At 71.2% G+C, this 19,152-nt stretch carries 14 protein-coding genes, 1 tRNA gene and 1 pseudogene; 7 read left to right on the top strand and 9 right to left on the bottom strand.

Annotation, left to right across the window (positions count from 1 at the left end; all coding sequences use genetic code 11):
* Window positions 1-174: 174 nt before the first annotated feature.
* The 3 genes from IEY17_RS22295 to IEY17_RS22285 form a co-directional block, all read right to left on the bottom strand.
* Entirely contained in the window at window positions 175-2,733 is a 2,559-nt protein-coding gene (locus IEY17_RS22295) for a hypothetical protein (RefSeq protein ID WP_188990915.1), read from the bottom strand.
* 20 nt (window positions 2,734-2,753) lie between these two features.
* Window positions 2,754-4,430: an energy-dependent translational throttle protein EttA gene (ettA, locus tag IEY17_RS22290; RefSeq protein ID WP_188990913.1), complete on the bottom strand. Its 1,677-nt coding sequence runs from the start codon at window positions 4,428-4,430 to the stop codon at window positions 2,754-2,756.
* A gap of 198 nt (window positions 4,431-4,628) precedes the next feature.
* Window positions 4,629-6,656, bottom strand: coding sequence for a bifunctional copper resistance protein CopD/cytochrome c oxidase assembly protein (locus tag IEY17_RS22285; protein WP_188990911.1), 2,028 nt, complete (start codon window positions 6,654-6,656; stop codon window positions 4,629-4,631).
* A gap of 185 nt (window positions 6,657-6,841) precedes the next feature.
* Between IEY17_RS22285 and IEY17_RS22280 the strand changes: the two genes are divergently transcribed.
* Both IEY17_RS22280 and IEY17_RS22275 read left to right on the top strand, forming a co-directional pair.
* A complete protein-coding gene (locus IEY17_RS22280) occupies window positions 6,842-7,414 on the top strand; it encodes a DUF3558 family protein (protein ID WP_229680460.1) in 573 nt (190 codons plus the stop codon).
* 123 nt (window positions 7,415-7,537) lie between these two features.
* Window positions 7,538-7,611 (top strand) — tRNA-Arg (locus IEY17_RS22275).
* A 24-nt stretch (window positions 7,612-7,635) separates the two neighbouring features.
* Here the strand turns inward: IEY17_RS22275 and IEY17_RS22270 are convergent.
* Window positions 7,636-7,857: a hypothetical protein gene (locus IEY17_RS22270; RefSeq protein ID WP_188990909.1), complete on the bottom strand. Its 222-nt coding sequence runs from the start codon at window positions 7,855-7,857 to the stop codon at window positions 7,636-7,638.
* Window positions 7,858-8,068: 211 nt separating this feature from the next.
* Here IEY17_RS22270 and IEY17_RS22265 point away from each other — a divergent pair, with 211 nt between their 5' ends.
* On the top strand, window positions 8,069-8,464 hold the full coding sequence (locus IEY17_RS22265) for a hypothetical protein (protein ID WP_188990907.1): 396 nt from the start codon (window positions 8,069-8,071) through the stop codon (window positions 8,462-8,464).
* Window positions 8,465-8,476: 12 nt separating this feature from the next.
* Here IEY17_RS22265 and IEY17_RS22260 read toward each other — a convergent pair whose 3' ends face one another.
* A complete protein-coding gene (locus IEY17_RS22260; RefSeq protein WP_188990905.1) occupies window positions 8,477-9,769 on the bottom strand; it encodes a hypothetical protein in 1,293 nt (430 codons plus the stop codon).
* Window positions 9,770-10,033: 264 nt separating this feature from the next.
* On the opposite strand from IEY17_RS22260, the gene IEY17_RS22255 reads away from it, so the two are divergent.
* Genes IEY17_RS22255 through IEY17_RS22240 form a run of 4 tightly spaced genes read left to right on the top strand, consistent with a single transcriptional unit; the run spans window position 10,034 to window position 16,724 of the window.
* Window positions 10,034-13,792: a CHAT domain-containing protein gene (locus IEY17_RS22255; RefSeq protein ID WP_188990903.1), complete on the top strand. Its 3,759-nt coding sequence runs from the start codon at window positions 10,034-10,036 to the stop codon at window positions 13,790-13,792.
* Window positions 13,793-13,813: 21 nt separating this feature from the next.
* Window positions 13,814-15,409 (top strand): Hsp70 family protein, encoded by a 1,596-nt coding sequence (locus tag IEY17_RS22250; protein WP_188990901.1) that lies wholly within the window; start codon window positions 13,814-13,816, stop codon window positions 15,407-15,409.
* 12 nt (window positions 15,410-15,421) lie between these two features.
* On the top strand, window positions 15,422-16,060 hold the full coding sequence (locus IEY17_RS22245) for a hypothetical protein (RefSeq protein ID WP_188990898.1): 639 nt from the start codon (window positions 15,422-15,424) through the stop codon (window positions 16,058-16,060).
* Window position 16,061: 1 nt separating this feature from the next.
* A complete protein-coding gene (locus IEY17_RS22240) occupies window positions 16,062-16,724 on the top strand; it encodes an RES family NAD+ phosphorylase (protein ID WP_188990896.1) in 663 nt (220 codons plus the stop codon).
* 15 nt (window positions 16,725-16,739) lie between these two features.
* Here IEY17_RS22240 and IEY17_RS22235 read toward each other — a convergent pair whose 3' ends face one another.
* From IEY17_RS22235 to IEY17_RS25890, 4 genes and pseudogenes are all read right to left on the bottom strand, one after another.
* Window positions 16,740-17,297 (bottom strand): Rv1733c family protein, encoded by a 558-nt coding sequence (locus IEY17_RS22235; protein ID WP_188990894.1) that lies wholly within the window; start codon window positions 17,295-17,297, stop codon window positions 16,740-16,742.
* Between the two features lie 233 nt (window positions 17,298-17,530).
* Entirely contained in the window at window positions 17,531-18,157 is a 627-nt protein-coding gene (locus IEY17_RS22230) for a vWA domain-containing protein (protein ID WP_188990892.1), read from the bottom strand.
* A gap of 14 nt (window positions 18,158-18,171) precedes the next feature.
* Window positions 18,172-18,600 (bottom strand): Hsp70 family protein, encoded by a 429-nt coding sequence (locus tag IEY17_RS25895; RefSeq protein ID WP_268240383.1) that lies wholly within the window; start codon window positions 18,598-18,600, stop codon window positions 18,172-18,174.
* 79 nt (window positions 18,601-18,679) lie between these two features.
* Window positions 18,680-19,111, bottom strand: a pseudogene (locus IEY17_RS25890) (Hsp70 family protein); the annotation flags it as partial.
* Window positions 19,112-19,152: the final 41 nt, after the last annotated feature.

The following is a 19,152-nucleotide window of genomic DNA, read 5'->3' as shown; positions in this document are numbered from 1 at the left end:
CGGCACAATGATCGATGTCTTGGACGTTTCAGAATGGGTCCGCGCGTGCCTTCTGCGTGGCGATGCGGGCAGCGGAACGCCGTACGCGCCCCGGCCATCATGCCAGGTCGGGGCGGATCCGCACAGTCCAGAACGGGCGTCGGTGCGAGTGACGAAGCCTCAGAGTGAAAGGCTTCAGAGGGACGGATCGGCCGCTGCAGAGTCCATCCCGGGGCGGCGGTGCCGCGCCACCGCACCAGCCGCAGGATCGTCCGAAGTAGACGATGCTGAGCGGTGGGAGGCGCGTGAACGCTCGCCGATCCCGGCCACGTGGGCACTGCTGTGCCGCCCGGAGGACGTCGCCTCGGCCCTTTGCGCGGCCTCGGCCTGCCCGCGCCGACCGTCCTCGTAGGCCATCAACGCTTCGGTGAGCAGTTCGGCCAGACTGATCTTCTCACCGGGACCGGAGTCGGCCGCAGTCCGCGCCTCGCCGCTCGTCTCCGGATCGGCCTGGACCACCGCGGGCTCGGGGGCCGGTTCGGTCTCGGCGGACTCCGCGGCAGTGGATTCGGGGCCGCGCGGCTCGGAGGTCGCGGGTTCGGGGGTCGGCGGTTCGGCGGCGGCGGTCGGGAACTCCGGTTCGGTCGCCCAGTCCTGGCGGTGGCGGGCGAGCACCTCCGCCGCCGGGGTGACCGGTTCGTCCGGTTCGGCGTGCCGGGCCCGCCGCCGCCCGGAACGCGGCTCCTCCGACAGCTGCAGGCTTGCGCGGATCTCGGCCAGCGACTTCCCGCGGGAACGCCGCCCGCCCTCCGCGGGCTGCGCAGCCTCGACGGGACGCTGGTCCTGCGGGGGCTCGTTGTCCGGTGGGAGAAGGTGTTCGGCACCGCGCTGCTGCGCCCCCGGCTCGGCCACCGCAGCGCTCGGCGGCCAGTCGTTCCCGGCTGGTTCCGAATCCGCCGGCACCGAGATCACCGGCATGATCGTCGTCACGTCCGCTGAGCTCGAGTCAGCTGCCGACGCGGACACCGCGGAGCCGTACTCGCCCGGCGGCGTCGCCTCGGCCCGGGTGGAAGCCCGCTCGACGACGGGCGTCTGCGGGATCGTGGCCCCCGCCTCCGTGGCCTGCTCCCAGGACGCGGGCGGCCAGTCCAGCTGCGCGGTCTGCTCCATCTCGGTTGGTGCACCCTCGGCGGCGGGTTCGGCCTGCTCGGCCGGGAACTGCGGCGCCACGGACTCCGCGCTGGCGACGCGCTCGATGAGCGCGTCCACCGCCTGGGCGTGCGAGGGCCAGGACGGCGGTTCGGGTTCCGGCGGCGCGGATTCCTCCGACACCCGCGGCTCGGGCATCGCCTTACGGCGTCGGCCTTCCGCGCGCATCTCGGCAGCCCGGTTGGTGAGCGTCTCCATCAACGCGCGTGCGGCGTCGTGCGCGGTGTCCCCCTCCGCCGCGGTGCTGGTCGGGGCCTCGTCGGTCCGCTCGGCGTCCTGCGGGCTCGCATGCCGAGCCCGGCGGCCTCCGGCGGGTTCCGGCACCGGCTGATCGGACGGGCGCGGTTCCGGCGCCTCCGCCTCCAACGGCTCCAACCGGCCCGACCGCCGCCGGTGCGGCTGGTCCGAACGCGGTTCCGGCGACCGCGGCTCAGACGGCCACGGCTGCTGCGGTCCGCTCGGCTGGCGCGGCACCGCGACATCGCCGGGCATGTCGGAGGAGAGCGCCGGGAACTCCGCCAGCAACCGGACGCGCGCGGCGTGCACGGCCGCCCGCCACCGGCGATCCGCCGCGTAGGCGCCCCGCAGGGCCCGCAGCGCCTCGGCGAACTCCTCGCCCTTCTCATGCACGTGGGAGAGGGTGTTGAGGGTTTCGGCCAGCAGCTCGTCGAGCTTGTGCCGCTCGGAGATCGCGGCGGTGTCGTTGAGCACCCGGACGGCCGCCACGTGGTTGCCGTCCGGGAGGTGCACGCGGGTGGCCATGGCCAGCCCTAACCAGCCCATCGGCCCGGCCGCCGCGGCGCGGACCGGCTGGGACAGCACGGGATCGCTGGCCTGGACCGCTTCGTCACGACGCCCCGACTCCAGCAACGACTGGACGCGCTCCAGCACCAGCCGGGTGCGGATCTCGCCGCTCTCCGCCGCCGGGTCGTCGAGCTGCTCCAGCAGCGCCAGCCCCGCGTCAGCCGCCGCAACGGCCTCGGCGAACCCGCCGGTCCGGCGGTGGTGCCCGGCGCGTGCCACGTGGACCCGCGCCCTGAGCAGCCGGCAGATGTCCCGGTTGTCCTCGACCGCCTCGTAGAGCCGTTCCGCCTCGTCGAGCGCGTCGGACCGTTCACCGTCCCGCCCGTACACGGGCAGCGACGCCGCCAGCGCCAGCAGCGCATGCGCCCGCACCGCGGGCTCGATCCGCTCCTGCGCGAGCACCGGCTCCAGCACGCGGACCGCCACTTCGTGACTGCCGGCGCTGCGCGCGCACCACGCCAGCTCGACGCGCAACTGGGCGGCCACCTCGGCATCACCGGACGCCTCGGCGTCGCGCACCGCGGCCACCGCTCTGCTGGTGGCCGTGACGCCCTGGCCCAACCTGTTCGACGCGAACAGGGCGAGCGCCTCGGCCCGCAGCCGAACCGCCTGTTCACCGGCGCGCCTGGCGAGCGCGACAGCGCGATCACTGAGCACCAGCGCCAGCTCGGGCACCCGCCACCGCATCTGCCATGCGGGGTCCAGCAGTCCCTGCGCCGAGCCAGTGCGTGAACCGGACACGCTCGCCAAGGCGCCTCCGTTCAGCCCCGGGTCAGTTTTCGGTGCGTCACGCGGTGCGGGCGGGCCGCTTCCGGCCCCAGTCTCTCGATCTTGTTCTGCTCGTAGCCCTCGAAGTTGCCCTCGAACCAGAACCACTTCGCCGGGTTCTCGTCGTCACCCTCCCATGCGAGGATGTGGGTGGCGACGCGGTCCAGGAACCACCGGTCGTGCGAGATGACCACGGCGCATCCCGGGAACTGCTCGAGCGCGTTCTCCAGCGAGCTCAGCGTCTCGACGTCGAGGTCGTTGGTGGGCTCGTCGAGCAGGATCAGGTTGCCGCCCTTCTTGAGCGTCAACGCCAGGTTCAGGCGATTGCGCTCACCACCGGAGAGCACCCTGGCCGGCTTCTGCTGGTCCGGGCCCTTGAAGCCGAAGGCGCTGACGTAGGCGCGGGACGGCATCTCGACCTGGCCGACCTGGATGTAGTCCAGCCCGTCCGAGACGACCTCCCACACGGTCTTGTTCGGGTCGATGTTGGCCCGGTTCTGGTCGACGTACGACAGCTTGACGGTGTCGCCGACCTTGACCGTGCCGGCGTCCGGCTCCTCCAGACCCACGATGGTCTTGAACAGCGTCGTCTTGCCGACGCCGTTCGGACCGATGACGCCGACGATGCCGTTGCGCGGCAGGCTGAACGACAGCCCGTCGATCAGCAGGTTGTCACCGAAGCCCTTCTTGAGGTTCTCCACCTCGACCACGACGTTGCCCAGGCGCGGCCCCGGCGGGATCTGGATTTCCTCGAAGTCGAGCTTGCGGGTCTTCTCCGCCTCCGCGGCCATTTCCTCGTAGCGGGCCAGACGGGACCGCGACTTGGTCTGACGGGCCTTGGCGTTGGAGCGGACCCACTCCAGCTCGTCCTTCAGGCGCTTCTGCAGCTTCGCGTCCCGCTTGCCCTGCACCGCCAGGCGCTCGGCCTTCTTCTCCAGGTAGGTCGAGTAGTTGCCCTCGTACGGGTAGGTGCGGCCGCGGTCCAGCTCCAGGATCCAGCCGGCGACGTTGTCCAGGAAGTACCGGTCGTGGGTGACGGCCAGCACGGCCCCCGGGTAGGTCGCCAGGTGCTGCTCCAGCCACAGCACGCTCTCCGCGTCCAGGTGGTTGGTGGGCTCGTCGAGCAGCAGCAGGTCGGGCTTGCTCAGCAGCAGCTTGCACAGGGCGACGCGGCGGCGCTCACCACCGGAGAGGTACTTGACCTCGGCGTCCGGCGGCGGGCAGCGCAGGGCGTCCATCGCCTGCTCGAGCTGCGAGTCCAGCTCCCACGCATCGGCGTGGTCGAGCTCCTCCTGGAGGCGCCCCATCTCCTCCATCAGCTCGTCGGAGTAGTCGGTCGCGAGCTGTTCGGCGATCTCGTTGAAGCGGTTGAGCTTCTGCTTGATCTCCCCGACACCCTCCTCGACGTTGCCGAGGACCGTCTTCTCCTCGTTCAGCGGCGGCTCCTGCTGCATGATGCCGACGGTGTAGCCCGGTGTGAGGAACGCTTCACCGTTGTTCGGCTGGTCGAGTCCCGCCATGATGCGCAGCACGGTCGACTTGCCAGCCCCGTTCGGCCCGACGACGCCGATCTTGGCTCCCGGGTAGAACTGGATGGTCGCGTTGTCGAGGATGACCTTGTCACCATGCGTCTTGCGCACGTTCTTCATGGTGTAAATGAACTCGGCCATGCCCTGAATCGTAGTTGCGCCCCGTGTCGGACCACGCACGCGGTACCCAGACATCTCCGCCGCTCCTCCCGGTCTTTCGAGCCGACTCCCGGCTCGTGCGACCAGAGTGCCCGAAGATCATTACGCAATGCGACCGAAATATCGCTGTTTGTAGCAATTCCGGCCGATCGGCCAGCTCAGTTCGGCCGATCGGCCAGCTCAGCTGCTGCGCGGGGTGTCCCGCTCGGCGAGTTGCCTCAACATCTCGTTGTAGGCGGCCAGATCGGCGTCACCGTCGGCATCGGCCTTCCGGTCGATGCGCCGGGCGGCCCGGTAGTCCGCGCGGGACCACTGCACGAGCAGCGCCAGCACCACCACGACCAGCGGCACCTCGCCCGACGCCCACGTCAGGCCACCGCCGAGCCGCTGGTCGGCCAGCAGATCGATCATCCACGGCAGGTCGAGGCTGCGGTAGAAGTTCTCGCCGATGACGGTCTGCGACATCATCAGCGTGATGCCGAAGAACGCGTGGAACGGCATCGACGCGAACACCAGCCCCACCTTGCCCAACGCCGGCAGCGGCCGCGGTGCCGGGTCGATACCGATCACCGGCCAGTAGAAGAGGTAGCCGACCAGCAGGAAGTGCGCGTTCATCGCAAGGTGCGCCCAGTGCTGGTTCAGCGCGAGGTCGAACAGCCCGGTGTAGTACAGGGCGTAGAAGGAGCCGACGAACAACGCCAAGGCGACGATCGGGTTGGTCAGCACCCGCGACACCGGCGAGTGCACGAACGCCACCAACCACTCCCGCGGCCCCGGCGGCTCGTCCTTGCCCGCGGGCCGGAATACCCGCAGCGCCAACGACGTCGGCCCGGCCAGCACCAGGAACACCGGCGCCAGCATGGACAGCAGCATGTGCTGGCCCATGTGCACGCTGAACACCGCGGGCGCGTACCGGCCGACACCCGACGAGGTCGCCACCAGGATCGTCGCGCAGCCCAGCAGCCAGGTGATCGTGCGCCCCACCGGCCAGCGGTCACCGCGCCTGCGCAGTCGGCGCACGCCCCACACGTACAGCACGGCCATGGCGATCGCGAGCGTGCCGTAGACCAGGTCGAACCGGACGTCGAACAGCAGCCGGAACAGGTCCGGCGGCGCCTCCAGCGGGTAGCCGATCAGCAACTCGGTGCGGCTCGGCACCGGTGTCGTCCCACCTGGCGGAGGTGTCCGGCCGAGCGCCACCGCGACACCGATGGTGGCGAACATCAGCAGCACCTCGACGGCCCCGAACCGCAACAACGCGGCCCCGCCAGCCCCGTCCGCCAGCCGCCGGACCACCGTGCGCCGCTGGACGTAGCCGAACACGCCGAGCACCACCAGTCCGAGGACCTTGAGCACCAGCAGCAGGCCGTAGGTCGAGCTGAACAGCTGCGCCGGGGTAACCCGCACCAGTGCGTTGATCACGCCCGACAGCGCCAGCGCGACCCAGCAGACCAGGGCGATGTGCGAAAAGCGGCCGACGACCAGCGGCAGGTGGTCACCGCGCCGGGCCGCGTGGGCCAGCAGGGCCACCAGGCCACCTACCCACAGCATCGCGGCGAAGAGGTGGAACAGCAGGCTGTTGGTGGCGATGTCGTGCGCACCACCGCTCGCGGAGTGGCCGGTGGCCACCACCGGGAACATGCCCAGCAGCGCCACGCCGAACGTGACCGCCGTCCAGCCCCACGACAGCACCACCCGGCAGGCCAGCGCCACCACGAAGGCCAGCAGTGCGGTCAGCGACCACGCCTTGGCCTCCTCCAACGCGTCGACCAGGCCGAACAAGACTTCGGTGCTGAGCACGTCGGACACCGGTCGGCCGGTCGCGTCGGCCGCGGTGAACGGCACCACCAACGCCGCGCCCACGCACCAGACCGCGGCCGCCCACCCCGCGGTGCGCACCGCCGCGTAGCCGTCGGCAGCCAGCGCACCCGACCGCTGCGCGGGAATCCCGAAGGTCGCAAGCAGCAGCGAGCCGATGCTCACCACGGCACCGGCTTCGGCCAGCACGCGAACGACCGGCAGGCCGTAGTGCGTCACCGGCCCCGGGTCAGGCAGGCCCAGCAGGGCGTAGGAGGCACCGGCGGAAAGAGCGGTCAGCGCTGCGGCGACCAGTGCGGCCAGCACTCCGGCGGTGACGACCAGCACGCCCACGGTGCTCGACGTGGTGCGCCGTTCCGGTGCGGGCGCGGGAGCGGTCTCGGATGCCACACACCGAGCGTAGCCGCAGGTGCGCGAGCATCACCTCGCAGGATGGCCCGGTCTGACCTGCGCGTTCGTGGCGGAACCGGGTCGCGGTGGCCGGTGTCTGGTTGCCCACACAGCCACCGGCTGGCACGAACGGAGCACGTCATCGTGATGGTCGGCAGCACCGGCGAACCGCTACCGTTACCGCTGTGACCCTTGTCCGCCGCTGGCTGCTCCTGGTTCCGGTGTGCTTGTTGTCGGTCGTGACCGGGTGCGCCACGCAGGTCCCCGGTGCGCCGATCCCGGCGGCCGGATTTCACAACGAGCCGACGCCGCCGCGGTCCACCATGACCCCGCAAGCCCGCATCCCGATACCGCGCACCATCGCCGGCATCGACCCGTGCAACCTGCTGACCCCAGCCGACCTGGCCCTGGTCGGTGGCCCGGTCGGACCGCCGCACCCGGACAATCCGATCGCCGGGAGCTGCGCGCACCTGCTCGGCAGCGGCCCGGAGAACACGGCCGCCGCCGGCTTCTACGAGCCGTTCGAGAAGGCGGCGAACCGCCAACCCCGCGGCGTGCAGGTCGACGTGGAAGGGCACTCAGCCTGGCTGTACTGCGAGTTGGTCAGCGGCTACCAGACGTGCACCGCGGCCACCGCGATCCACCAGGACCACTCGATGCTGACCATGCTGTCGATGCAGGGTGCTTCCGCGGCCGACACCTCCGACCAGCTGTTCCAGCTGACCAGGGCCGCCCTGGGCAAGCTGCCCGCGGTCTGACCGGCTGTCGATCAGGCTGCCGTTCGGTACCGGCTCGGCAACGGCTGCGGCGTCGGTCCCGCGCCGGGAGTCCCGTACCGCTACCCTGCTTGCTGCAGCTCAGCCCGAGCTGTCGACCGAACGGCCCCCATAGCTCAGCTGGATAGAGCAAAGGACTTCTAATCCTTAGGTCGCAGGTTCGAATCCTGCTGGGGGCGCAAAACCGCAGGTAGACGAAGTTGCTACCCAGGCGGCTGCAGCCCCGACAGAGAGCCCCGGCCCTTGCACTGCGGGCAGGTGCGCCCCTCGGCCATCGTCATACCGGTTGTGAGCTCGTTCGTTGCCTGCACCACGTACAGCCGAGGAGTACTGATCCGCTGCATGCCGCCGCAGGTGTGGCACACCGCGTTCGGCCCGGCCGGTGTCGACTCACCATCGCCCGATTCGCCCGGCTCGGTTGTCATCCGCTGTTCCTCTCTACGCGGGTGGTCCGTAGCCGCACTGGCGGCCGGGGCGTTCGCGGCAGTGGCGGCACCGCGTTGTCGCCATCACGGTGGAAACCGCGCCGTCTCCATCGACACGATGCCACGAGCGACCCGAACGTAGCCGTGCCGGTAGGACGGGCATCGTCCCAGATCGCGCCGAGATCAGGCCAAGTTCTGGCAGTCTGATCGGGTGCTGGAGATTGCGGACAAGCTGGGGTCGGTCGCGTCGGCCCTGATCGGGCTGGTCGGCTTGGTCCTGACGGGCTACGGGCTGTGGCTGCAACGCCGTGCCTCGTCCGCGCCGCCGCCACCGCCACCGCCGCCGCCACTGCCACTGCCGCCGCCGGCTCCCGAACGGCCCCGGCTGGAGATCCCCGACCGCGCGGACTGGGTGCCGTCCCCCGACCACCTCCCAGCTGGGGACTACGGCGGCCCGCCCCCGTTCTGGACGTCGCCGGACCAGCCCGGCTCCCCACCGCCCCCGATGGCCCTTCCGGTGCGAGCCCGGCGCCGGGGTGTGCTGGTAACCGGACTGGTTCTGCTCGGCGTGGCAGCGGTGCTGGGCGTCCTCACCTGGTTTGCCTGACCTCGCGAGCGGCTAGCGGGCAACGCTGTAGAGGACCCGCTTGCCCGGGTGTTCCGTGACCGTCCAGACCTCGTTGTTGCCCGGCCAGTACGAGAGGTCTTCCACACCGATCGCCACCGCCCGGTTGGGGCCGTCGGTGGTGAGGACACCGGCTCCGGTGTCCTTGTCCGGGACCGCGGCCTGGAAGTTGCCCGCGTTGTTCTGCCCGTTGCTGGTGCTGAGGTACCAGCGGCCTGCTGCCGCCGTGACTCCCTGGACTCGGGGTTTCGGCAGGCGGTAGGCCGACGTGGCTCGCCAGGTTCCGTCGCTGTCCGGTGCCGGGAGGCCCGTGGTGGCCAGGTTCCACCGGGCCACCCGGCCGTTCAGGTTCGCGTTGTGCTGGTCCGCGCAGTACTCGCCCGTCAGCAGGGTGTGCGGGGAGGTGCTGCGGTCCAGGGAAACGTACGAGTAGCGCTGGCGTCCCGTGGCCGTGCACTTGTAGTCGCCCGGGTGGTCCACCACACCTTCCGGATTCGACCAGCCCGCCACCTGCGGCATCACATAGCGGTAGCCGAAGCCGTGGTACATGTTGTCGTGGCGGCCCACCAGGGCTTTGTTCGACGTGTCGCCGTTGTCGGCGGCGCCGAGGTCGAAGATGGTGCGCATGTCGAAGATGCGGATGCCTCGGGCGGTGTCCACCACGTAGAGGTAGTTGCCGTACCAGGCTGTTCCGCCCGCGTGGACGCTGTTCCCGTTGCCCGCCTGCGGGGTGGTCACGGCTTCGTAGGACGGGTTTCCGTTGCTGTTGATGTACGGGTACACCAGCAGGACGTGGCGGTATTTGCTGGTCGCCGGGTCGAGGAACGACACGCGGACGCCCTTGATCGGGTCCGTGCCCTTGTCGTACCAACTCACCAGCAGGGCCTGCTTGCCGCCCACCTGCTGGTCGTCGTTGGCGTCCGCCACGGTTGTCACGCCCTGCGGCATCCACTCCACGGTGCCGCCGACCTTTCCGGTGTCCTCGGCGTTGAAGCAGAACTTGCGCAGCGGCGCCTCCTGCATCGCATCCAGCGCCGGAGACGTGCAGGCGTCGCCCGTGCTGCCCTGGCGGTTGGCGTTCGCCAGGATGCTCGGGACGTCGGCCTTCGGGAGCTGGTCAGCCAGTTTGTCCACTCGGGACCGCAGGTCGCCGCTGGTGTTCACCAGCTCGAAATCCACCAGGTTCGGCGGGGTGGCCGTCGCGGCCGGCGCTGGTGCCGTTGTCGCCAGGACCGCCGCGACGGCGGCGGAGAGGACCGCTGCGGCTCGGGGTAGTCGGACAGCCACCGGAACTCCTTCGCACACAAGGGGACAGAGCCCGGTCACTATGCCGACGATCCGCCCCCTCGTGGTCTGAACAGCCGATTCCCGCCAGCCGATTCACCCGTTCGGCAGACAGCACACGGCAGGCTGGTGCGGAAGATGATCCGCTCATCGGAGCGCTCTGTCCCGCCACCCGACTTCCCACCCACGGAATTGGGATTTGTGTCGAATCTCGTGTGGGGGATTGGGTGGTTCTATAAGCTTGATCGGGACTGCTGAGGGGGTGGGATGTCGGCCGACCCAGCGGAACTCGACGAGGCCGTCGCGCAGCGATACGCGCGGTTGGCCGACGACCTGGACGACGAGACCGCGTACCACCTCCTGGTGGAGCTGGCCGATCTGCTGCTGCACCGCGCCCAGACCACCGGGGCCGACGTCGGCGAGGTCATCGACGTCGCGGGCACTCTGCTGCACGCCCTCGCGGCCGACTCACCCGCCCGCGCCGCACCGCTGTACCAGCTCGGGATGGCGCACGCGCTCCTCGCCGAGCGCGGCGAGCCGGAGGAATTCCGCACCGCGGTCGGATATCTGCGGCAACTCCGCCCGCTGCTGGCTGAGGACGCCGCCGAGATCGTCGCCCGCATCGGGTTGATCACCGCGCAGCTGGTGTTGGCTTTGGACGAGTTCGAGCACGTCGACGACGCCCTCGCCGAGCTGAACACCGCGTTCGAGCAGCTGCCGGAATCCGCACTACGCAGGCAGATTCGCTTCGTGCGCGGGATGATGCACCTCACCCGGTTCCTGTCCCGCGGTGGCGGCGACACCGATCACCGTGCCGCCACCGAGGATCTGACCGCGGCGTTGCGCGACAGCGAGGACACCCGCACCGCCGACGCCTGCCACATCGGTCTCGCCTACCTGCTGGTGACCCAGGACATCCCCGCCGAGCTGCGACAGGGCAAGGTGACCGCGGACATGGCCGACGGGGTTTCGCTGCGGATCTCCCCGGAGCAGCACGCCGAAATCCGCCGCCACCTGGACGCGCTCTCCCCCGACTCCGCGACCGACGGTGCCGTCACCACGTTGAAGGTCATCGTCGACGCCGCCGCGAACCTGGCGGAGCAGTCCGATCCCGCGGACTGGGAGACCGCCATCGCCGAACTCGACGATGCCGCCCGGTCCTGGGACGACGAGGTGCCGGGCCGGGCCGAGATCACCGCGCTGCAGGCCGGGCTGGCCGCCAGGCTCGCCGAGGTCACCGGCAGTTCCGAGGCCACCGACGCGGCCACCGAGCGGCTGGCCGACGCGGCCGCCGCCCTGCCCGCCGGGCACCCGATGCGGTCACTGCTGCTCAGCGGCCTGCGCAGCACGTCCACCCTGCCCGGCACGCCGAACATGCACCCCGACGAGCACGCGGCCGTGGTGCGGCGGCTGGAGCAGGCGCTGACGCGGTTCTCCGACGACGACCCCGATCGCGCCGCGGTGCTCACCCCGCTGACCGCGGCGTTGCTGGTCTCGGTCGCGTCGGACCGCACCCGGTCCACGCAGTCGCTGGCCCGGGTCCGGGAGCTGGCCGGGCAGGCCGTCGGGCGCGGCGCCGCCGACCCGGTCAACGCCGCGATCAACCACTTCCTGCTGGCCGTCGCCGAGGGCTTCGACGCGATGACCGGCGGCGCAAGGGATCTGTTCGACTCGTCCGTGCGGCACGCGCGGTGCGCCGACGAGCTGCTGCCCGCCGACCACAACCTGCGGCCTCTGCTGCTGCCGTGGTTGAGCAATCTGCTCATCCAGCGGTTCATGGCGTTCGGCGGGCAGGAGGACCTGGAGGCGGCGCGGTTCTACGCGGCGGGCAACGACGGCGACGACATCATCACCCGCTTCACCATCGCGATGAGCCGGATTTCCCCGCATCACCTGGATTCCGCCGTGCTGGACGAGGTTGCCGCCGATCTGGACGCGATGCTGGCGGACCTGCCCGCCGACCACCTGCTGCATCCCCGCCTAAAGAGCGCGAAGGGCACCGTCCGGCTGCTGCGCGGCATGCTCACCGGCACCGAGTACACACCGGAGAACGTCGATCCGGTCGAGGTGCGCAGCGCGGTCGACGACATTCTCGGGGCGCTGCAGCGGATGCCCGGGCACCACCTCGACCGACCGCACGAAACCATCAGCGCGGCAACGGCCCTGGTGGGCCCGGCGTTCGCCACCAGGGATCTCGCGTCGTTGAACCGGGCCATCGGCATGCTGACCGAGGTCTGCGCGAACCCCGACCTGTTCCCGAAGGAACGGCGCAGCGCGCTGCGCGGGTTGGCGACCGCGCTGCGGATGCGCTTCGAGCTGACCGGCTCGCCGCGCGACCTGAACAACGCCATCGACCGGTTCGAGCAGGTGCGGCGTGAGTTCACGCTGGAGCCAGGCGATTTCGAGACGGCGAACCTGCTCACCACCCTGGCCGACTGCTACGCCGCCCGCGGCGACAACGCCCGCCGGGACCAGCAGCGGGCGATCAGCACCGGGTTGGAGGCGTTGCGGGAGCGCGCGCGGAACGTGCTGTTGCAGTCGACCCCGCGTCGCGCGTTGGAAACCGCCGCCGTCGCGTCCGGCGAGGCCGCGGAAGTCAGCGCGTGGTGCCTGGTCGCGGGGCAGGCCGACACCGCTGTGCAGGCACTGGAACTCGGGCGCGGCATGGTGCTGCACGCCGCCACCGTCGAGTCGGGCATGCCCGCGCTGCTGCGCGCGAACGGCCACGCCGACCTCGCCGAGCGGTGGGAAGCCGAGGTGGGGCGGGAACAACTGTGGGACACCGGTACGGCGCAGGCGATGCGCGTCGCGGACGCGGCCCTGCCCAGCGACCTGCGCTACCGGGTGTTGCACGCCTTCGAGGGCACCGAGGCGGAGGCGCAGTTGCTGTCCCCGCCTTCGGTCGCCGAGATCGCCGCCGGGCTCCGCGCGGCCCGTACCCAGGGGTTGGTGTACCTGCTGCCCGGGGTGTCGGTGCTGGTGACCGCGGACGGGCGGGTGGAGCGCGTGCCGTCGGCGCTGCTCGCCGAGGACGGGCCGGTGGAGCGCTTCGACCAGCTGCAACGCGAACGCGCCCGGGTCGGCGCCGGCGTCGACGACCGGTGGCGGCCCGCGCTGGAGGCGGTGTGCGACTGGGCGTGGACGGCGGTGCTGAACCGGGTGTTCGACCGGATCACCGCCACCTCGCGGGACCGGCCGCTGCGGATCGTGCTGGTTCCGGTGGGGAAGCTGGGCACCGTGCCGTGGCACGCCGCGCGACGCCGGGTGCCGGGCGGCAGGGTCCGCTACGCGTGTCAGGACGCCGTGATCTGCTACGCCGCCTCGGCGCGGCAGTTCCTGCAAGCCGGGCGGCGCGCAACCCGGGACTGGGACAGCGAACCGGTGCTGCTGCGCACGCCGGAACTGCACTGGAGCCGGCACGAGCTCGATTACCTCCACCAGCAGCACTACGGCGGCGGCACCTACCTGGGCAGGCCGAGTACGCGCCGCCGCCGCGAGCCGCTGCCGACACCGGGCGACGTACTGGCGCGGCTGCCCGGCGCGTCGCTGCTGCACCTGGCCTGCCACGCCACTCCCGCGGAACTGCCGGTCGAATCCGCGTTGCTGCTGGGCAACGGCGAGGAGCTACCGGTGCAGGACATCCTGCGGCAGGCCCGGGAACGGCCGCGCGATGCGCCGGGGGCGCTGGTGGTGCTCGCGGCGTGCGCCAGCGACCTCACCGACCGCCAGCACGACGAGGTGCTGACGCTGTCCACGGCGTTCCTCGCCGCCGGGGCCGCCGGTGTGGTCGGCACCCGCTGGGAGGTCGAGGACCTGCCCACCTCGATGTTCATGATCGTCTTCCACCACTTCCTCAACGCCGGGTACGCCGACCCGGCCGCTGCCCTGCGCGCCGCCCAACTGTGGATGCTCGACCCGCGCCGCCGCGCGCTGCCCGGCGTACCGGAGGAACTGGCGGCCTACTTCGCCGAAGTCGACCCCACCGAACCCGCGCACTGGGCAGCATTCACCTACCAGGGCCGGTAACCCCCGACAGAAAGGACTGGTATGGCGCCGACGACGTTCGGCATCGATCTCGGCACCACCCACTCGTGCATCGCACACATCGACGGGACCGCTCGACCGGTGATCGCCAGGAGCGCGATCGGCGAGGACACCACGCCCTCGGTGGTGTACTTCGAGCGGCCGGGCGTCGCCCTGGTGGGCACCGCGGCGAAGAACTCCGCGCTGCTGGCGCCACACCTGGTGGCGCAGCACGTCAAGCGCGACATGGGCCGCCCCGACGTCGAGTACACCTACCACGGGCACCGCTACACGCCGGAGAAGATCTCCGCGCTGATCCTGCGGGAACTGGCCCGCGCCGCCGAGGAGAACACCGGACTCACCGTGCGGGACGTGGTGATCACGGTGCCCGCCTATTTCGGCATCGCCGAACGCGACGCCACCCGCAAGGCCGGGGAGATCGCCGGGCTGAACGTGCTGGACGTGCTGGACGAACCGGTGGCCGCCGCGCTGCACCACAACGCCCTGGACGCCACGACGCAGCCCCGGCACGTGCTGGTCTACGACCTCGGCGGCGGCACGTTCGACACCTCGGTGATCCGCGTCAGCGGCGACGACATCCAGGTGGTGTGCACCGACGGCGACGGGGAACTCGGCGGCGTGGACTGGGACCAGCGGATCGTCGAACACCTGCTGGACCGCTTCCGCGCCGAACAGCCACGGCTGGACCCCAGTGCCGACGACATGGCCATGCAGGAGTTCACCGAACGCGCGGAGGACCTCAAGAAGGCGTTGAGCGCCACCATGTCCCGCACCGTCGCGCTGCGGTTCGGCGGCGCGGCGGTCACTGTCCCGGTCACCCGCCAGGAGTTGGAGGCGATGACCGCGGACCTGCTGGACCGCACCATGGACATCACCGCGCGCATCATCGACACCGCGCGGCGTAAGGGCGTCGACCACTTCGACGAGGTGCTGCTGGCCGGGGGCATGACGCGGATGCCCGCGGTCGCCGCGGGACTCAAGCAGCGCTTCGGGCTCGACGCGCGGCTGTCCGAACCGGACCTTGCCGTCGCCAAGGGGGCGGCGCTGTTCGCCACGATCCGCCGGGCCAGGTCGGGCGACGCGGCGCGGCAGCTGGGCATCAGCGAAGCCGACGCCGACGCGATGGCCCGCAAGCGGGTCGCCACCGTGGTGCCGCGGGCTTTCGGGGTCAAGGCCGTCGACCCGCGCGACCCGTTGGCGCTCACCGACCCGATGCGGGCCCGGCAGATGGTGGTGCACCTGCTGCCGGCCAACACGCCGCTGCCCGCCGACACCGGCCCCTACCCGTTCCAGACCGCCATCGACAACCAGCGGATGGTGGAGATCGAGGTGTGGGAGCAGGCCGGGGCGACGCCGTCGGAGGAACTGGCCGACAACACCAAGGTCGGCAACGGTTTCCTCACCGGCATCCCGCCGCGGCCCGCGGGCTGCCGCATCGAGGTCACCTTCGCCATGTCCGAGACCGGGGCGCTCACGGTGCACGCCAAGGAACTGGAAGGCGGCAACGACGTGCGCTTCGAACTCAGCATCGGCGGCATGGACCGGCGGGCCGTGGACCGGGCCCGCACCGACATCGCCCAGCACCAGGTCAGCGGATAGGAGGTTGCCGCGGTGAGTCAGCAGAAGATGCTGGACGCGCTCGCCGCCGGGTGGAACGAGGTCGCCGACCGGCTCGACCCCGACACGTTCACCCGGCTGGTGGCGCTGGTCGCGGAGCTGCAGGACGCCGACACCGGGACGGCGGCGCTGGTCGCCGAGGACATCGCGTCGCTGCTCGGCGACGCGCTGCCGGTGACGCATCCGGTGCGGCGGGCGCTGGCCGAACCCGAGTCGCGGTTCCGGCGCCCCCAGGTGGACTGGCAGCGGTTGAGCACCGACCTGCGCGACCGGGTCACCGAGTCCGCGCCGGGCGCGGAGCTGTCGCTGGCACGGCTGCGCGGCGTGGATTCCGTGGACGAGCAGTGGATCCGTGCCGCCGGCGGCGACCCGGCGGACCCGGATCTGATCCGGTTGCCCGGCGAGGACGGCGGCAGCCGGTGGCCCGCGTTCCAGTTCGACGCCTCCGGTGTGCCGCGGGAGCTGGTGCGCACCGTGAACCGGTACCTGCACGCCGCGGACGACCCGTGGGGTGCGGCGGACTGGTGGCTGGGGTCCAACCCGTGGCTCGGCGGTGTGCCGGCGGAGCTGATCGACGAGGTCGGCGCCGACGTGCTCATCGACGCGGCCCGCGTCGACTCGGCGGAGGTGTGAGGTGCCGCAGGCCACACCACCGCAGTCGTTTCAGGCCAACCCCACCAAGTACGTGCTGCCCGCCGACACCACGCTGTTCCGGGTGCACCACCGCGAGCGTGGCGCCACCGAGTTCAAACCCGCCCAGGTTGGCGCGGATTCGCCCGGCGGCCGGTTCGACGGCACCGCCGCCGACCCGTTCCCCAGCTACTACGCGGCGCTGCACGCGACGACCGCGCTCGCCGAGGTGCTGCTGCGCAACCTCGGGTTCGGCCACGACGGGCAGCGGCTGATCCGGCGGATGCAGATCGCCGAAAAGCGCCTCAGCGCGGTGCGCACCGCGCGGGAGTTGAATCTGGTCAGCCTGCTCACCGGCCCGGACCTAGCGGCGGTGGCGCAGGATTCGTGGCTGGTCGACGCGGAGGGCCGCGAAGCCTACGAGCTGACCCGGCGGTGGGCGGCGTGGATCCGGGCTCAGGCACAGTGGGCGGACGGGCTGATCTGGCCGTCCAAACGAGACACCGGCAACCCGGCGATCGTGCTGTTCGGGGACCGCTGCGGCGCGGACGGTCTGGACGGCGAGGACCCGGAGCTGCAGATCGACCTGGACACCCCGATCGGCGAGGCGTGGTTGAACCGGATGCTGGCGCCCTACCGCGCGGTCGTCGCCCCGAAACCGGCCTGACCGCTGGGTCCGCGGTCAGCGTTGGGACCAGGTGCCCCCTCGCTGCAGGAACGCCCACTCGCGTTCCCAGGCACGCATGCCGATCCGGCGGGCCAGGCGCTGGGTCGCGGAGATGAGGGCGAAGCAGCCGAGTTCGAGGACCAGCAGCAGGAGCAGGGCGGCGAAGACGGCGGAGACGGTGACCGAACCGGGTGTCGGCGGCGGGGGCACCCGGTTGCCCGCCTGGTCGATCCACAGCGGCACGGTGTCGCCGGGGGCGGCGTTCGCGGGGACCTGCATCGTGGCGGTGCGCGTACCCTGGTCGGTGCGCCACTCGACGACCGCGGTGGAGCTGATGGAGTCCTGCGTGTAGACCTCGGAGACCGGGACGCTCATGGTGGGGGCGGTGGTCAAAACCGCGTCCACCCGGTGGGTGGTCTGCGCGGCGTACGCCGCCCGCTGGGTGAGGTTCTCGTGCAGCGACACGCCGAACAGGGCCGAGACCGGGACGACCACGACCGCCGCGGTGAGCAGCAGCAGCGAGATCGCGGCTGCCGCCCGGTCGATCGGCCTGCGCAGCGGGTTCCGCGACATGCCGAGTGCATTGACCAACCATGTTGCGTGCGCTTTCAGCGCCGCGATCATCGCCAACCTCCAGACACCCGTGTTCCTGGGGACCCCCGGCTCCGGTGTGCCGCGAACGACCGCCGTCGGTTGTGCCCGGATCGTTGTGCGCGGCAGACCTCTACCCCGAGTATCCACTTCCTGACCTTCATCGTTATCACAACGTGACCAGCCCTACACCATGGGTGAAGCGGATCACCCCTTCAGTCGCTGGGTTTCCCGCGGAGTGAGAGGCCGGCAGCCATCGAGGCGATGCCGGAGGTGACGCCGGTCGCGTCATCGATCCGCTGTTCTGCGTCCGCCACCCCGGGGCAGGCCAGGTCCGCCAGCGACGTCGCCGCGGCCCGGCCGAGCCCGCGGACGATGATGCGAATGCCCAGCGCACAGGCTTTCCGGGCGAGTTCGCGGGCTTCGCGGTGGTCGGCGAGTTCGCCGTCGCTGAAAATGCACATCACTCGATCGCCGGAGCGGTTCGCCAGCACCTCGATGCCGCGTTCCAGCGCCGGGGACAGCCGCGTCCCGCCGCCCGCCGCGGCTTTCCGCAGCACGGAAAGCGCTGTTTCGGTCCCGGCTTCCGGGGGCACGAACTGCCGGACCTCCTCGGCCCACAGCACCAGGCCCGCCGCGTAGTGCGCGGCGGTGGCCTCGGCGAGGAACTTCTCACCGCCCGCGATGGCCCGCCGAAGCAGGTCGCCGGACATCGAGTAGCTCACGTCGATGCACAGCAGGACGTGTCCACCGTACCGGGCCTGCAGAGCTGCCAGGTGCGGTCCGGGCGGCGACTGGGTCAGCCCCACCCCGTCGAACCGGCGGCGCGTCCACGAACTCATCGGCCCTCCCCTGGTCAGCAGCGCACCGTCAGGCCCGCGATGGTGCCCGCCAGTTCCCGGCTGGCCGCGGCGTCGACCACACCGTCCACATAGGCCGACAGTTCCAGCGCGGCGCCGCTGAGCGGTTCCCGCGCGGTGACCGAGAGCAGTCCGTCGGCGCTGACCCGCAGCGTCACCTCGATCACCGCACCAGCGGGCAGGTCCGGCAGTCCGGTGAACTCGCCGTCGAGCACCCGGCGGTTATGCGCCACCTCGGGTGACGGGACGTCCCCGGACTGCTCGAACACCTGGATGCGGACCGATCGCTGGCCGTTGAGGACGGTGGCGAAGCGGCCGGTGGCCACTGCGGGCAGGGGCTCGTTGCGGTGCACCAGATGCTGGACGAACGACCGTCCGTCCTCGCGGTAACTGTCCTGAAGCAGCAGGCCGAAGCTGCGCGGCACGACCGCCGCGGTGGTGCGCGAGGGCGGCGCCGCAGACGACCGCCAGATCGGGGTCGGCGGTCTTCGGGGCGAGGCCGAGGTGCTGGTGCACCGCCCGCGAAATCGCCGGCAGCCGCGTCGCGCCACCGACGAGCAGGACCTCGTCGATGTTGGTCACGCCCTTCTCGGCGGCCGCGGCCAGCACCCGGTCGACGATCCGCAGCGTGCGGTCCACCAGGTCCGCGCCGAGCTCGTCGAGGGTGGCGCGGTCGAGTTCGACGGTCATCGCGTCGTCCCCGCAGCACAACGCAACCCGGCGGCTCGTCACCGCGCTGAGCTGGCGTTTGACCTGCTCGCTGGCATCCTGCAGGTGCAGGCGGAACTCCTCGTCGTCCGGGTCGGCGGCCGGGAACTCGCGGACGAAGGCGGCGGCGAGGTGCTCGCGGATGCGTTCGTTCCAGTCGGCCCCGCCCAGTCGGCTGTCGCCGTCGGTGGCGACGACGTGCACGCCGTCAACGCCCGTGCGCAGCACCGTGGTGTCGAAGGTGCCGCCACCGAGGTCGTAGACGAGCA

It is taken from the genome of Saccharopolyspora thermophila (genome assembly GCF_014646075.1).
Taxonomy (GTDB): Bacteria; Actinomycetota; Actinomycetes; order Mycobacteriales; family Pseudonocardiaceae; genus Saccharopolyspora; species Saccharopolyspora thermophila.
Note: the sequence above shows the minus strand (reverse complement) of the source record. Positions and strands in the feature narration are given on the sequence as shown.

Excerpts from the sequence above, each read along its gene's own strand:
- ettA (WP_188990913.1), bottom strand. The coding sequence starts at position 4,430 with ATGGCCGAGTTCATTTACACCATGAAGAACGTGCGCAAGACGCATGGT.
- IEY17_RS22270 (WP_188990909.1), bottom strand. The coding sequence starts at position 7,857 with ATGACAACCGAGCCGGGCGAATCGGGCGATGGTGAGTCGACACCGGCC.
- IEY17_RS22255 (WP_188990903.1), top strand. The coding sequence starts at position 10,034 with ATGTCGGCCGACCCAGCGGAACTCGACGAGGCCGTCGCGCAGCGATAC.
- IEY17_RS22250 (WP_188990901.1), top strand. The coding sequence starts at position 13,814 with ATGGCGCCGACGACGTTCGGCATCGATCTCGGCACCACCCACTCGTGC.
- IEY17_RS22235 (WP_188990894.1), bottom strand. The coding sequence starts at position 17,297 with ATGTCGCGGAACCCGCTGCGCAGGCCGATCGACCGGGCGGCAGCCGCG.
- IEY17_RS22230 (WP_188990892.1), bottom strand. The coding sequence starts at position 18,157 with ATGAGTTCGTGGACGCGCCGCCGGTTCGACGGGGTGGGGCTGACCCAG.